At 62.3% G+C, this 14,173-nt stretch carries 17 protein-coding genes; 14 read left to right on the top strand and 3 right to left on the bottom strand.

Annotated features, from left to right (window positions below):
• Positions 1-10: 10 nt before the first annotated feature.
• Complete coding sequence (locus AC56QP_RS31780; RefSeq protein ID WP_091575474.1) at positions 11-709, top strand: corrinoid protein; 699 nt, start codon at positions 11-13, stop codon at positions 707-709.
• A gap of 76 nt (positions 710-785) precedes the next feature.
• On the opposite strand, the gene AC56QP_RS31775 is transcribed toward AC56QP_RS31780, so the two are convergent.
• Complete coding sequence (locus AC56QP_RS31775; RefSeq protein WP_489863468.1) at positions 786-917, bottom strand: entericidin domain-containing protein; 132 nt, start codon at positions 915-917, stop codon at positions 786-788.
• Positions 918-1,006: 89 nt separating this feature from the next.
• Between AC56QP_RS31775 and AC56QP_RS31770 the strand changes: the two genes are divergently transcribed.
• Positions 1,007-1,636, top strand: a complete 630-nt coding sequence (locus AC56QP_RS31770) for a DUF1638 domain-containing protein (RefSeq protein WP_489861926.1) — start codon at positions 1,007-1,009, stop codon at positions 1,634-1,636.
• Positions 1,637-1,647: 11 nt separating this feature from the next.
• On the opposite strand, the gene AC56QP_RS31765 is transcribed toward AC56QP_RS31770, so the two are convergent.
• On the bottom strand, positions 1,648-2,571 hold the full coding sequence (locus AC56QP_RS31765) for an NAD-dependent epimerase/dehydratase family protein (protein ID WP_489861927.1): 924 nt from the start codon (positions 2,569-2,571) through the stop codon (positions 1,648-1,650).
• 122 nt (positions 2,572-2,693) lie between these two features.
• Between AC56QP_RS31765 and AC56QP_RS31760 the strand changes: the two genes are divergently transcribed.
• The 9 genes from AC56QP_RS31760 (at position 2,694) to AC56QP_RS31720 (ending at position 11,039) form a co-directional block, all read left to right on the top strand.
• Positions 2,694-3,269: a DUF4893 domain-containing protein gene (locus AC56QP_RS31760; protein ID WP_489861928.1), complete on the top strand. Its 576-nt coding sequence runs from the start codon at positions 2,694-2,696 to the stop codon at positions 3,267-3,269.
• Between the two features lie 106 nt (positions 3,270-3,375).
• The gene (locus tag AC56QP_RS31755) at positions 3,376-4,149 is read left to right on the top strand and encodes a formyl transferase (RefSeq protein ID WP_489861929.1); all 774 of its coding nucleotides are present in this window, start codon (positions 3,376-3,378) and stop codon (positions 4,147-4,149) included.
• 204 nt (positions 4,150-4,353) lie between these two features.
• A complete protein-coding gene (locus AC56QP_RS31750; RefSeq protein ID WP_489861930.1) occupies positions 4,354-4,656 on the top strand; it encodes a virulence factor in 303 nt (100 codons plus the stop codon).
• Positions 4,649-5,254 (top strand): methylenetetrahydrofolate reductase C-terminal domain-containing protein, encoded by a 606-nt coding sequence (locus AC56QP_RS31745; RefSeq protein WP_489861931.1) that lies wholly within the window; start codon positions 4,649-4,651, stop codon positions 5,252-5,254. Before AC56QP_RS31750 ends, AC56QP_RS31745 begins: the two co-directional genes overlap by 8 nt.
• Positions 5,251-6,342 (top strand): methylenetetrahydrofolate reductase, encoded by a 1,092-nt coding sequence (locus tag AC56QP_RS31740; protein WP_489861932.1) that lies wholly within the window; start codon positions 5,251-5,253, stop codon positions 6,340-6,342. Before AC56QP_RS31745 ends, AC56QP_RS31740 begins: the two co-directional genes overlap by 4 nt.
• An 80-nt stretch (positions 6,343-6,422) precedes the next feature.
• Positions 6,423-7,397, top strand: coding sequence for a methyltetrahydrofolate cobalamin methyltransferase (locus AC56QP_RS31735; RefSeq protein WP_057142966.1), 975 nt, complete (start codon positions 6,423-6,425; stop codon positions 7,395-7,397).
• A 10-nt stretch (positions 7,398-7,407) separates the two neighbouring features.
• Complete coding sequence (locus AC56QP_RS31730; RefSeq protein ID WP_489861933.1) at positions 7,408-9,477, top strand: ASKHA domain-containing protein; 2,070 nt, start codon at positions 7,408-7,410, stop codon at positions 9,475-9,477.
• A gap of 189 nt (positions 9,478-9,666) precedes the next feature.
• Complete coding sequence (locus tag AC56QP_RS31725; protein WP_091575661.1) at positions 9,667-9,852, top strand: hypothetical protein; 186 nt, start codon at positions 9,667-9,669, stop codon at positions 9,850-9,852.
• Between the two features lie 233 nt (positions 9,853-10,085).
• A complete protein-coding gene (locus AC56QP_RS31720; RefSeq protein ID WP_489861934.1) occupies positions 10,086-11,039 on the top strand; it encodes an alpha/beta hydrolase in 954 nt (317 codons plus the stop codon).
• Positions 11,040-11,072: 33 nt separating this feature from the next.
• On the opposite strand, the gene AC56QP_RS31715 is transcribed toward AC56QP_RS31720, so the two are convergent.
• Positions 11,073-11,972 carry a LysR substrate-binding domain-containing protein gene (locus AC56QP_RS31715; RefSeq protein WP_091575488.1) on the bottom strand — a complete coding sequence of 300 codons (900 nt, stop codon included), beginning with the start codon at positions 11,970-11,972 and terminating at the stop codon, positions 11,073-11,075.
• Positions 11,973-12,205: 233 nt separating this feature from the next.
• On the opposite strand from AC56QP_RS31715, the gene AC56QP_RS31710 reads away from it, so the two are divergent.
• The 3 genes from AC56QP_RS31710 to AC56QP_RS31700 all read left to right on the top strand — a co-directional run bounded on the left by AC56QP_RS31710 (position 12,206) and on the right by AC56QP_RS31700 (position 14,168).
• Complete coding sequence (locus AC56QP_RS31710; protein ID WP_489861935.1) at positions 12,206-12,391, top strand: hypothetical protein; 186 nt, start codon at positions 12,206-12,208, stop codon at positions 12,389-12,391.
• 348 nt (positions 12,392-12,739) lie between these two features.
• Positions 12,740-12,886 carry a hypothetical protein gene (locus AC56QP_RS31705; RefSeq protein ID WP_198030510.1) on the top strand — a complete coding sequence of 49 codons (147 nt, stop codon included), beginning with the start codon at positions 12,740-12,742 and terminating at the stop codon, positions 12,884-12,886.
• 343 nt (positions 12,887-13,229) lie between these two features.
• Positions 13,230-14,168: a GlxA family transcriptional regulator gene (locus tag AC56QP_RS31700; RefSeq protein ID WP_375162704.1), complete on the top strand. Its 939-nt coding sequence runs from the start codon at positions 13,230-13,232 to the stop codon at positions 14,166-14,168.
• The last annotated feature ends 5 nt before the right edge of the window (positions 14,169-14,173 follow it).

Below are 14,173 nucleotides of genomic sequence, written 5' to 3'. Positions count from 1 at the left end.
CTCGATACATATGTCCGACGACGAGATCATCCTTTCCGAACTTTCCGACGACGAGTTGGTGCAGCAGATGCACGACGATCTTTATGACGGGCTGAAGGAAGAGATCGAGGAAGGCACGCAGATCCTGCTCGAGCGCGGCTGGGTGCCCTACAAGGTGCTGACCGAGGCGCTGGTCGAAGGCATGCGCATCGTCGGCGAGGATTTTCGCGACGGCATCCTGTTCGTGCCGGAAGTGCTGCTTTCGGCCAATGCGATGAAGGCCGGCATGTTCATCCTGCGCCCGCTGCTGGCCGCCACCGGCGCGCCCAAGCAGGGCAAGATGGTGATCGGCACCGTCAAGGGCGACATCCACGACATCGGCAAGAACCTCGTCGGCATGATGATGGAAGGCGCCGGCTTCGACGTCATCGACCTCGGCATCAACAATGCGGTCGAGAAATATCTCGATGCGATCGAGCAGCATCAGCCCGACATCATCGGCATGTCGGCCCTGCTGACCACGACCATGCCCTACATGAAGGTCGTTATCGACACGATGAAGGAAAAGGGCATCCGCGACGACTATGTCGTGCTGGTCGGCGGCGCGCCGCTGAACGAGGAATTCGGCAAGGCCGTCGGCGCCGACGCCTATTGCCGCGACGCTGCGGTGGCGGTCGAGACCGCCAAGGACTACATGAAGCGCAAGCACAACGTGCGCGCTTCGGCCTGAGAATAAAAGGCCGCCAATCATGGTGGCCGCCTCACTTGAGGCGAGGCAATGTATGCCTCGCCAAGGGAAATTCGGCTCACTGAGCGGCGTTGGCAACTCTCTTGCCGGCATTCTGTGTAGCATTGACCGTATTGGCAGCATCCTTGCCGACGCCACGGATGGTGTTCGCGCATGCCGAAACCAGCAGCACGCTGGCAAGCAACGCCATGACTGCATATGTCTGTGTTTTCATGGACGGTTTATCCCTCTCTCGGTAGATTCGCCCCACAGCAACGAAAACCGGCTTAGCTGGGTTCCATGGCCAAGACACAAAATAGGAAACCGACCGAAGCGGACAGGCTGCTTGTCATCGCCTGCGGGATGATTGCGCGCGAGGTTTTGGCCGTCAAGGAACAGCTCGGGCTGGATCATCTCGAATTGACCTGCCTGCCGGCGGAATTCCATTTCTATCCGGACCGCATCGCGCCGGCTATGGACAAGGCCATCGAAAAGGCCAAGGTCGAGGGCTACGAACACATCTTCGTCGGCTATGCCGATTGCGGAACCGGCGGCCTGCTCGACCGCATCTGCGAGAAGCATGGCGTCGAGCGCATGGCCGGCCCGCATTGCTTCGCCTTCTATCAGGGCATGGAAGCCTATGCGAAGGTCGCCGATGGCGACATGATGTCCTTCTATATGACCGACTTCCTGTGCCGCCAGTTCGACGCCTTCTTCATGAAGCCGCTCGGGCTCGACAAGCACCCGGAGCTGATCAAGGACTATTTCGGCAATTATGAGAAGCTGATCTATCTGGCCCAGACCGACGATCCGGAGCTCGACAAGGTTGCCGAAAAGGCCGCGAAAATGCTCGGCCTCGTCTATGAACGCCGCGCGACCGGCTATGGCGACCTGACGGCCGGAATGGCGCAGGCCGCGGCGCATTCCTGAATGCGAGCCGCCTAGGCCCCGCTCTCCTCGCTCGCAAGTCCGGCAAGCACATCGGCAAAGCTCGTCTTGCAGACGAAACCCAGCCGGTCCCTCGCCCGCGACGCGTCGTAGACGCGGTCGATGGAGGAAAACATCGTCCAACCTTTTCGCGCGTAGAGCGCCGGAAATTCGGGAAAATAGCGTGCGACAACCGATGGCGCGTCGGCGATCAGTGCCGCGCAGTCATCGGGCCGGAATGGCGTTGGCGCGCAGACGATGAAAGTATCGAAACCGAGCCGCGGCGCTTCTTCGAGAGCAAGGATGTGGGCATCGGCCGCGTCCTCCACCGTCAACCGGCGGAACAGCAATTCATTGGCCTTGGTGTTGGCGTCCGACTGCTCGATCGCATGCGCCATGTCATCGGCTTCGGGAAAGAAGCGGGCCGTGCGCAACACCACCACCGGCAGCCCGTGCTGGATGTGATAGAGGCGGCAGAGATGCTCGGCCGAGAGCTTGGTGACGCCGTAGATGTTGCGCGGCTCGGGCGTCATCTCCTCCGTCAGCCAGGCCGCCTTGCGCGCACCGCCTGTCAATCCGTCGCGTATCGCTTGCGAAATCATCAGCGAGGTCGTCGAGGTGAGGACGAAGCGCTGCACGCCGGCCGCCACCGCCGCATCGAGAAGATTGAGCGTGCCTTGCACATTGGTCGCGACGAAATCGCTGAAGGCGCGGTTCTCGATATTCGGCTTGTGTAGCGCGCCACTGTGGATGATCGCGTCGATCCGGTTGTCGCGGACCGTGCGCATGACAAGGTCGCGGTCCGCGACCGAACCAACAATGTGGGTCTCCCCTGATGGCACGGGATCGAGGCCGGTGACATCGTGACCAAGCTCGCGCAGGCGCGGCGCCAGCGCGCTGCCCAGCCAACCCGACGACCCCGTGAGCAAGATTCGCATTCGGCACACCATGATTTTTGACCGTGACGCTGTTAAGCACGGATGACAGGCGCCAGCGACCCGGTAAGTTGTGCGCCAGATGAGCGGCGGCGCTGCTCCGGACATCAACAGGGAGGCCTGCCATGACCCTTCGCCCGCTTTTCGCCCTTGTCGGCGTGCTCTGCTGCACCCTGCCCGCGCTCGCCGACGGTGAGGTGCAGAAACTCATCACCGCCGCCGACAAGGCACGGCTCGACAAATATGGAGAGACGCGCAAGGCGGCTCTTGCCGAGGCCAGAGCGGGCAACCCCGCCGAGGTCAAGCAGCTCGATGCCTTGCTGGCGAAGCCGCTGGTGTCTTTCTCCGACAAGGATCTGACCGGCAACTGGCAATGCCGCACCATCAAGGCCGGCGGACTTCCCCCGCTCGTCATCTACGGGTGGTTCAAATGCAAGGTGACAGATGACGGTTCCGGCTGGCGGCTGGAAAAGATCAGCGGCTCGCAGCGCACCAAGGGCCGCTTCTTCGACGACGGCGAGAAACGCGCGATCTATCTCGGCTCAGCCTACGTCAACAATGATCCGGCAAAGCCCTATGGCAGTGGCCCGCAAACCGACCAGGTCGGCTACGCCTTCCGCAACAGCGCCAAGGAATGGCGTATTGAATTTCCCGCGCCCTACTACGAATCCAAGCTCGATATCATCGAATTCAAGCGCTGACCCGGCCATCGAAAGCCCGATCATCAAGGATTAACCCGGACGCCCTAGCATCCCGCCAGCCAAGGCCGGTACAGGCCGCATCTTGTCCAGCGGTGCGTCGCGAACCATGGAACCCCCGAAATCCAATATTGTCGTCGTCACCGAGGGCGGGCCGCACATCTGGGCGATCATCAACGCCATCGCCGATCGGTTGGGGCCTGTCAGCGTCATCCTCGAAACCCCTGAATCAAAAAAACAATTGCTGCTCAGGCGCACCCGCCGCCAGGGCTGGATTTCCGCCGTTGGCCAATTGGGCACGATGGTGCTGACGCGTCTGGGAAAGCGCTTCTTCGCCGGCCATGCCGCGCGGATGATCGCTGAACAGAAGCTGCAGACCGAACCGAGGCCGGGCCAGTCGATCATCCCTGTTGCCTCGGCGAATTCGCCGGAATGCCTGGAGGCGATCGCAAGGTTCCAGCCGGGCGTCGTGTTTCTCGCCGGTTGCCGCATGCTGACGCGGGAAACGCTGTCGAAAATCCCTTGCCCCGTCATCAATTACCATGCCGGAATCACCCCCAAATATCGCGGCATGAACGGCGGCTACTGGGCGCTGGCAAGCGATGACGCGGAGAATTTTGGCACCACCGTGCTGCTGGTCGATGCGGGCGTCGACACCGGCGGCGTGCTGCGGCAGGCGCGCGGCAAGCCTGAACGCGGCGACAGTATTTCGAGCTACGCGCTGCGGCAGGCCGCGTTCTCGCGCGGGATCTGCGTCGAAGCGATCAGCGACGTACTGGCTGGAAAACTCGCCACCATCGACCCGGGTCTGCCGTCTCGACAATGGTATCATCCGACGATCTGGTTCTATCTCTGGACAGGCTTGAGAACCGGCATCTGGTGACGCGTTTTGCGCCCGAAACCCGAGGCCGGGCGCCGGTTTTCTTGGCGCGTCGAATCAGCCGCCGGCACAAGCCGCAAACGAATAAACGCGCCTTTCATTTTACGACATCCAAATGCGTCGCTTTTGAATGCGCGCGCGTCGTCCCATAACAAGCAGCCTGACAGCGCATGCGGCAATGCTCGATCCTTCTAGGAGTGAGAATTCATGGCCGATCTGATCGTCGTCTACTGGCGCGACATCCCCGCCCAGGTCATCGTCAAGAAGGGCCGGCAGAACGCCAAGCGCGAACTGCCGCTGCGCTTCACCGAGGCGATCGACATGTGCGCCATGCGCACCGGCGCCGGCGGCACCGACGACTATCTGGCCGAGTGGCGCAAGGCCGATCCTGTTCCTGTCGGTGACGACCTCGAAGCCGAGGTCGAAAAGGCCTTTCAGGACCTCGACACGAAATACGACCGCGACCGGCTGGTCGCTCTCGTCAAAGCCGGCGGGAAAGAAAATGTCTGAAACCACCCCTGCCAAGGATGGCCCGACAGTTACGCAGGCCACTCTGAACAAGAAGGCAGCCCCGAAATCCGACTACAAGCCGGCCGATGTGTCGCCGCAGCGGCGCGTTCAGCGTTCCTTCGCGGTGCGGCTCTGGTCGGTGCGGCACTCGAAGCTGCTCGAGTGGTTCTATGCCAAATTCGCCGACACGTTCCTGCTGTTGCATCCCTTGTGGAAAGGCATCGGCTATAGCAGGGTCGAGGGGCCGATCAAATTCGTCGAAAAGCGCGTCAAGGGTTTCATGTTCGACTGCCGCATGTGCGGCCAGTGCATTCTGTCCTCGACTGGCATGTCGTGCCCGATGAACTGCCCCAAGCAATTGCGCAACGGCCCTTGCGGCGGCGTACGCGCCAACGGCAATTGCGAGGTCGAGCCCGACATGCCATGCGTCTGGGTCAAGGCCTGGGAAGGCTCGCAGAACATGGTGCATGGCGACAGGATCCTGACCGTGCAGAAGCCTGTCGACCAGTCGTTGCGTGAAACCTCGGCCTGGCTGCGGGTGACCGCGCAGGCGGCCGCCGCGCGCGAAGCCGCCACCAAGACCGGGGCATCGGCATGATCGGAGGCCAGCGCGACGAGAACCCGGCCGGCATCCATCTGCCGCTCGATCCCTTGCCCGGCCACACCTCGCGCGGCCGGCTGGAGCGCGTGCTTCGGCGTGGCGAGTTCGCGGTGACGACGGAGCTCAACCCACCCGACAGTGCCGACCCGGAAGACGTCTACAACCGTGCCAGGATCTTCGACGGCTGGGTCGACGCCATCAACGCCGTCGATGCTTCAGGCGCCAACTGCCACATGTCGTCGGTCGGCATCTGCGCGCTGCTGACCCGCATGGGCTACGCGCCGATCATGCAGATCGCCTGCCGCGACAAGAACCGCATCGCCATCCAGGGCGACGTGCTGGGTGGCGCGGCGATGGGCGTCGCCAACATGCTGTGCCTTACCGGCGACGGCGTGCAGGCCGGCGACCAGCCCGGCGCCAAGCCGGTTTTCGACCTCGACTGCATGTCGCTGCTCGAGACCTGCCGCATCATGCGCGACAACGGCAAGTTCCTGTCCGGCCGCAAGCTGACGACGCCGCCACAGCTTTTCCTCGGCGCGGCGATCAACCCGTTCGCGCCGCCCATCGACTTCCGCCCGCATCGCCTGGGCAAGAAGATCGCCTCCGGCGCGCAATTCGTGCAGAGCCAGTACTGTTTCGACGTGCCGATGTTCCGCGCCTACATGCAGAAGGTCCGCGACCTCGGCTACACCGAACAATGCTTCATCCTGTGCGGCGTCGGCCCGCTGGCCTCGGCCAAGACGGCCAAATGGATCCGCTCGAACGTACCGGGCATCCACATCCCCGATTCGGTCATCAAGCGCTTGGAAGGCGCCCAGGACCAGAAGAAGGAAGGCAAGCAGCTCTGCATCGACATCATCAACGAGGTCAAGGAAATCCCCGGCGTTTCCGGCGTCCATGTGATGGCCTACCGCCAGGAGGAATATGTCGCCGAGATCGTCGATGAATCGGGCGTGCTCAAGGGCCGCCAGCCCTGGAAACGCGAAATCCGTCGCGACGATCAGCTCGTCGCCGACCGGCTCGACCACATACTGCACGATGAGATTACCGAAACCCAGGTGGACATGGTGAAGACCGCGCATTGATGGCGCAAACGGTCACCATTCGCTTGATCGAAATCAGATAACGATATAAAGAACTCTTTATATCACGGCGGAGAAAATTCATGACCCGTACCATCGTCGCCTCGGCGACACGAGAAATCATCATCGGCTTCGACCAGCCCTTCTGCGTGATCGGCGAGCGCATCAACCCGACCGGCCGCAAGAAACTGGCCGCGGAGATGATCGCGGGGAATTTCGAGACTGTGATCCGGGACGCGCTTGAGCAGGCAGCCTGTGGCGCCACCATGCTCGACGTCAACGCCGGCGTCACCTCGGTCAACCCGAATGAAACCGAGCCTGGCCTTTTGGTGCAGACGCTGGAGATCGTGCAGGGGCTGGTCGACCTGCCGCTGTCGATCGACAGTTCCGTGACCGCCGCGATTGAGGCGGCGCTGAAGGTGGCCAAGGGCCGCCCGCTGGTCAACTCCGTCACCGGCGAGGAAGAAAAGCTCGAAGCCATCCTGCCGCTGGTCAAGAAATACAACGTGCCGGTCGTCGCCATTTCCAACGACGAGACTGGCATTTCCATGGATCCGGACGTCCGCTTTGCCGTCGCCAAGAAGATCGTGCAGCGTTGCGCCGATTTCGGCATTCCCGCGCATGATGTCGTCGTTGACCCGCTGGTCATGCCGATCGGCGCGCTGGGCGATGCCGGCCGCCAGGTGTTCGCGCTGCTGCGCCGTCTGCGTGAGGAGCTCAAGGTCAACACGACTTGCGGCCTGTCCAACATCTCCTTCGGCCTGCCGCACCGCCATGGCATCAACGCCGCCTTCATCCCGATGGTGATCGGCGCTGGCATGACATCGGCCATCATGAACCCGGTGCGCCCGCAGGAAATGGAAGCCGTGCGCGGCGCCAACGTGCTCAACGGCACCGACGAGAACTGCACCAACTGGATCAGAACCTACAAGGACTACAAGCCGGCCGAAGGCGGCCAGGCGGTTGCCGCACCGACGCAAGTCAATGCGCCGGGCGATGGCGCCAGCAACGGCGGTCGTCGCCGCGGTGGCCGTGAAGCCCGTATGGGTCGGGGATAAGCGCGCAATCGTGAATTCACCCGCCAACATCACCGATCCGCTCGTGCTGTTCATGCCGTCCGGCAAGCGCGGGCGGTTTCCGGTCGGCACGCCGGTGCTCGATGCCGCTCGCCAACTCGGCGTCTATGTCGAAAGCGTCTGCGGTGGACGCGCCACTTGCGGGCGCTGCCAGATCGAGGTGCAGGAAGGCAATTTCGCCAAGCACAAGATCGTCTCCTCCAACGACCACATCACGCCCAAGGGCCCCAAGGAAGAGCGCTATGAGCGCGTCCGCGGCCTGCCTGAACGGCGCCGCCTTTCCTGCTCGGCACAGATCCTCGGCGATCTCGTCATCGATGTGCCGCAGGATACGGTCATCAATGCGCAGACCATCCGCAAGGATGCCGACACCAGGGTCATCGCCCGCGATGCGGCGATCCGCATGTGCTATGTCGAAATCGAAGAACCCGACATGCACAAGCCGCTCGGCGATCTCGACCGGCTGAAGATCGCGCTGATGCACGACTGGGGTCTGAAAAGCCTCGATTTCGATTTTCATCTGCTGTCGCAGGTGCAAGGCATCTTGCGCAAGGGCAACTGGACCGCGACCGCCGCCATCTACAAGGATGCCGACACCGAGACCGCGCGCGTCGTTGCGCTGTGGCCTGGGCTCAAGAACGAGGCCTATGGCCTGGCCTGCGACATCGGCTCGACCACCATCGCCATGCATCTGGTGTCGCTGCTGTCGGGTCGCGTCGCCGCCTCGTCCGGTACGTCGAACCCGCAGATCCGCTTCGGCGAGGATCTGATGAGCCGCGTTTCCTATGTGATGATGAACCCGGATGGCCGCGAAGGCATGACGGTCGCCGTGCGCGAGGCGATTTCGGGCCTGGTCGACAAGGTTTGCGCCGAGGGCAATGTCCAGCGCAACGACATCCTGGATTCCGTCTTCGTCGGCAATCCGATCATGCACCATCTGTTCCTCGGCATCGACCCGACCGAGCTCGGCGGCGCGCCCTTCGCATTGGCCGTCTCCAGCGCGGTGCACATCAAGGCATCCGACATCGGCCTCAAGCTCAACCAGGGCGCCAGGCTCTACATGCTGCCTTGCATCGCCGGCCATGTCGGCGCCGATGCGGCGGCGGTGACGCTGTCGGAAGGCCCGCATCGCCAGGACGAGATGATGCTGATCGTCGATGTCGGCACCAATGCCGAGATCGTGCTTGGCAATCGTGCGCGGGTCGTGGCTGCTTCGTCTCCCACCGGCCCGGCCTTCGAGGGCGCGGAAATCTCCGGCGGTCAGCGCGCGGCGCCCGGCGCCATCGAGCGGGTGCGCATCGATCCAGACACGCTGGAGCCGAAATACCGCGTCATCGGCTCCGAACTGTGGTCCGACGAGCCGGGCTTCCTCGATAGCGTGCAGGCGACCGGTGTCACCGGCATCTGCGGCTCCGGCATCATCGAGGTGGTGGCGGAGATGTATCTCGCCGGCATCATCTCGGAGGACGGCGTCATCGACGGCGGGCTATCCGCCCGCTCGCCGCGCGTCACCGCCAACGGCCGCACCTTCTCCTATGTGCTGAAGGAAGGCGAGCCGAAGATCACCATCACCCAGACCGACGTGCGCGCCATCCAGCTTGCCAAGGCAGCGCTTTATGCCGGCACCAAGCTGTTGATGGAGAAGCAGCATACGGACCATGTCGACCGCATCCATTTCGCCGGCGCCTTTGGCTCCTTCATCGATCCGAAATACGCCATGGTGCTGGGCCTGATCCCCGATTGCGACCTCGACAAGGTGTCGGCTGTCGGCAACGCCGCCGGCGCAGGTGCGCGCATGGCGCTGCTCAATCGCGGCTATCGCCGCGAGATCGAGGACACGGTCAGCAAGATCGAAAAGATCGAGACGGCGCTGGAACCGAAATTCCAGGAGCATTTCGTCTACGCCATGGCGCTGCCGAACAAGGTCGATCCGTTCCCGAAACTGTCGGCGGCGGTGAAACTGCCGCCACGCAAGACAGTCAGCGAGGATGGCATTGCGGGCGACGCCGCCCCGCGCCGGCGTTCGCGCGAAGGCCACGCGGCCCGGCGCGGCCGGGAGTAACCTGACGTTCGCGGGCAAGCCGCGCCCTCATTTCATTTGTATGCAAATGTTTCCGGATCGCACGGATCCGGAAACCGAAACGCTGTTTTCGCGAAATCCATCCGATACATGCGCGGTGCATTTAAGCCGCCATCGAAGGGCCGGCCGGAAATGTCTTCCCGCTGTAGTGACCTTCCGGAGGAAACCAAAATGTCGATGTTCGAAAGCCTCGGCCGCTATGGTGTGGCCATCAAGATTGCCCATGACAGGAAGAAGTCGATCCGGGCCATGAACAACCTGCCGGCGCATGTCCAGAAGGACATCGGCTGGCCGGCATCGCCGCCCAGCGACCCGCAGGCCGCGCTCACCGCGCTGCTTCTGGGTACGCCGCGCTGATGACATTCGCCGACAAATGCAAACTGCTCGGCGCCCGCCGGGGATCTCGCACACCCCCGGCGGCCACCAGCAATAGGCTGCGCGCGGCACTCCTGCCGCGCCGTTGACCCTGCGGCTCGGATCACACCCGCGTGTGGACAGAGCGTAAAACTTGACATTTCGGGCCAAGGTACGATCTTCGCAGACAGTGGAGGTTTCTCTTAGTCGGCTCTTGCCGAAGTTCGTGTATTCGCATGCCAAGTTTCAAAAGCCACGTCGTGTCTTTCGTGCTCAGGCACAGCCGCAAGAAGGCGTTTTCCAGCCCGGAAAACCTGCAGCGCTGGATCGCTGCCGCGCGCAAGACGGAGGACCACCATCCGCCGGCCTCGCTGCACCAGCGCCTCGCCATCGAAACACGAACCATCGACGGCTTCCCGGTCTACGAAATCGCACCCAGAGCCGGTGAACAAAAGCGGATTCTCTACCTGCATGGCGGCGCCTATGTCTTTGAAATCACACCCTATCATTGGCACCTGATTGCCGAGATGGCCGACCGGCTCGGCTATGGCATCACGGTGCCGATCTATCCCATTGCCCCCGAACATGACTTCCATGCCATGTTCGGCATGGTCGGCGATGTCTACCGGCAAATGCTCGACGAGACCGAGGCGGAGGACATCATCTTCATGGGTGATTCCGCCGGCGGCAACATGGCCGTGGTCCTGACCATGATGGCCGCGGAAGAGGCCCTGCCCCTGCCGTCGCGCCATGTGCTGATCTCGCCCGGGCTCGACATGTCGCTCGCCAACCCGGCGGTGTTCGAGGCGGAGCGTAACGATCCCTGGCTCGGCATCCCCGGCGGGTTGGAAGCGATCAGGCTCTACAGTGCTGGCATCGACAGCAGCGACTGGCACATCAGCCCGGTCTATGGCGATCTGTCGGTGCTGCCGAAAACGCTGCTTCTGACTGGCTCGCGCGATCTGTTGACCCCCGACAATCTGATCTTCGCCGAAAAGGCACGTGCGGCCGGTGTCGAGGTCGATGTCGTTCACGAGGAAGGCATGTTCCACGTCTGGCCGTTGATCGACATGCCGGAATCACGTCGCGCCCGCCAACACATCGTCGCGTTCCTCAACGAGAGCCGCTCGCCGATCAGGCAGGACACGAGAACAAGATTTGAAGCGCCCTCCGCCGAGGCGGCGGAGTAGCGCCTCTACTTTGGATCCGGCACTATTGGCGGATCAGAATTTTCCGGTTTCCCGGAACACTTCGAAGGTCGCCCGGATATGGTCGGCAACGGCCTTGACCGGCGCGCTGGCGTCCGGCGCCACCACCATGGCCAGATTATAGGTGCCGATGTCGGGCATGCCGTCCTTCGGGCTGAGTTCGACCATGTCGTTGCCGAGGAACGACTTCGGCAGCGGCGCCACCGCAAGGTCGGACATGATCGCGGCACGTTGGCCGGCTGTGTGGGCGCTCATATAGGCGATGCGGTAGTTGCGGCCCTCGCGACCGAGCGCGTCGAGCGCCCCGGCCCGCCAGGCGCAGCCCTCTTCCCACAGCGACACCGGCAAGGGTTCGCGCAGATGCGCGCAGCCGCCCTTGGCGCCTGCCCACACGATCGGCTCGGTCAACAGCACCTCGGCGCCGAGCGCGCTGGTCTTGTAGGAATTGGTCAGGAGCGTGATATCGAGCGCCCGGTCATCCATGCGCCGGCGCAGATTGATGCTCTGGTCGATGGTGACGTCGACGGCGATCGACGGATGCGACTGCGCGAAACGCTTCAGCACATGCGGCAGCACGCGCTCCCCATAATCATCCGGGGAGCCGAGCCGGACAACGCCTACGATGTCGGGAATGATGAACTTCGACACCACCTCGCGGTTGATCGACAGCAGCCGGCGGGCATAGCCGAGCAGCATTTCGCCGTCCGTGGTCAGCGTCACCGAGCGCGCGTCGCGCGCGAACACCGAGCGGCCAAGAATGTCCTCCAGCTTCTTGATCTGCATGGAGACAGCCGACGGCGTGCGGAAGACGGCGTTGGCGGCTGTGGTGAAGCTGCCGGTCTCGGCGATGGCCACGAAAGTGCGCAAAACGTCGAGGTCGAGCAATGGCAGCGGATGATTGAGTGGGGCGTTCATGGGAAGCGACCTTCAATTTTTCTGATACAAAGTATCATTCCATTTCGTTTGATTGAACATCAGATTGGGAGGATAGTCAACTCCATCGAAGCAGGTTGCTGCCACAAGCAGCCACGAAACGACCACGACACAAACCTGCAATCGACATGAAATGAAGCTGAAACACACCACGCGTAACACCTCACTCATCCAGCGCTGGGAACCCTTCCAGCCCGGCAAGCAAGGAGAATGAAATGTCTATCCTGTCATCCATCGGTCGTATCGCGACCGAATTCAGCGCGGCCCGTGCCCGCTACCAGACCGAACGCGCCATCCGCTCCCTGCCGATCGAACTGCAGAAGGACATCGGTTGGCCTGAAGCTTCCGACAGCAGGACCGGCATCCGCAACGGCATCGGATCCTGGGCTGGAGCAAAGTAGATCGTGTGTATCAAGTGCTGAAGGCCTGCCGCGCGAAACAGCCCGGCAGGCCTTCTCTATTTAATTTGTATTCAAATGAATTTTGAAGCCATGCGACGGCTGCATGGCGCATATGAGCAAGCCGCATAGCGGCTCATATTTTCATTTAATGCCTTGTAAGTAATCGCAAATTTCAGCCACCCGGCCCCAAATTTCAGGCACCCTGCCCAAACTTGTCGCATTTTGTGTCGCTTTTCATGTGAAGCGCTTCGCTTTTGCGATTTAGTTTTACGCAGCGCAAGCCTATATCAGCGCCAGCAAACGAGCTGCCCCACTCCATCAAGCGAAGGCGACCCGTCTGAGCAACAAATGGAGATGATCATGAAGCTTTTTGCCCGCCTCTTTGCCCGCCGCGAAATGAACCTGACCACCGCTCTTGAGCGTCAGCGTCTTGCCAACACCATGCCCGGCCAGACCGGCGCTATGGCTGCGGCCCGCCTCGGCTTCGTCGCCTGAACATTTTTCCAGGCAGCGCTTCCCTGCCGCTGCTTTTTGACTGCAACGCCGCCCGGCCCTGGCCGAGGCGGCGTTTTTGTCTTGCGCCGCGCACTCTGATCATCCTTTGAACAGTCGTGGCCCGCTTCCAGGGCGCGCTGCGCGCCAATTGCCCATTTGCGACCCATGTCGCAAATTTAATTTCGTTCGGACGGCGTAGCCGATTGACAGGAATGGTTTTTGCTGATGTCGCTATGCTATTCGCGACATCCTGTTCGCGCCATCGCAGCGTGAGGTTCCCTTGAACGCCGTAAAGCATCCGATCAAGCGATCGTTTGTATTCTTCCTTGTCCCCGATTTCACCATGATCGCCTTTGCGACCGCGCTCGACCCGCTGCGCTCGGCCAACCGCATGCTCGGCTACGAGGCCTATCGCTGGCGCCTCGCCAGCATCGACGGCAAGCCGGTGCGCGCCTCGAACGGTGTCGAATGCGCGGTCAACACCTCGCTGGAAGAAGAACGCAAGAAGATGGCCGGCCCCGAGCGACCTAATATCGCCATCGTCTGCAGCGGCATCAATGTCGAGCGCTACCAGAACAAGTCGGCCTTCGCCTGGTTGCGCGAGGAATACAATCGCGGCGTCGCCGTCGGTGGCCTGTGCACCGGCGCGCACATATTGGCGGCCGCCGGACTTCTGTCCAACAAGCGCTGTGCCATCCATTGGGAGAACCTGCCGGGCTTTTCCGAGGCGTTCCCGAAGGCCAACGTCTTTGCCGATCTCTTCGAGATCGACCAGAACGTCTACACCTGCGCCGGCGGCACGGCCGCACTCGACATGATGCTGAAGCTGATCGGCGACGATTTCGACGAGAACCTCGTCAACCGCGTGTGCGAGCAGGTGCTGACCGACCGCGTGCGCAGCCCGACAGACCGCCAGCGCCTGCCGCTGCGCGCGCGCCTCGGCGTGCAGAACTCGAAAGTGCTGACCATCATCGAGTTGATGGAGGGCAATTTGTCCGAGCCGCTGTCGCTGATCGAGATCGCCGACCATGTCGACCTGTCGCGCCGCCAAATCGAGCGGCTGTTCCGCACCGAGATGGGACGCTCCCCCGCCCGCTACTATCTGGAAATCCGGCTCGACCGCGCCAGGCATCTGCTGATCCAGTCGTCGATGCCGGTGGTCGAGGTGGCGGTCGCCTGTGGCTTCGTCTCGGCCTCGCATTTCTCGAAATGCTACCGCGAGCTCTACGCCCGCTCGCCGCAGCAGGAGCGCGTCGACCGCAAGCAGTTGTTGGCGGCCTGATCCGG

The organism is Mesorhizobium sp. RCAM 05104 (assembly GCF_059683645.1).
The sequence above is the reverse complement of the archived record's forward strand: the minus strand, read 5'-3'. Positions and strand labels throughout refer to the sequence as shown.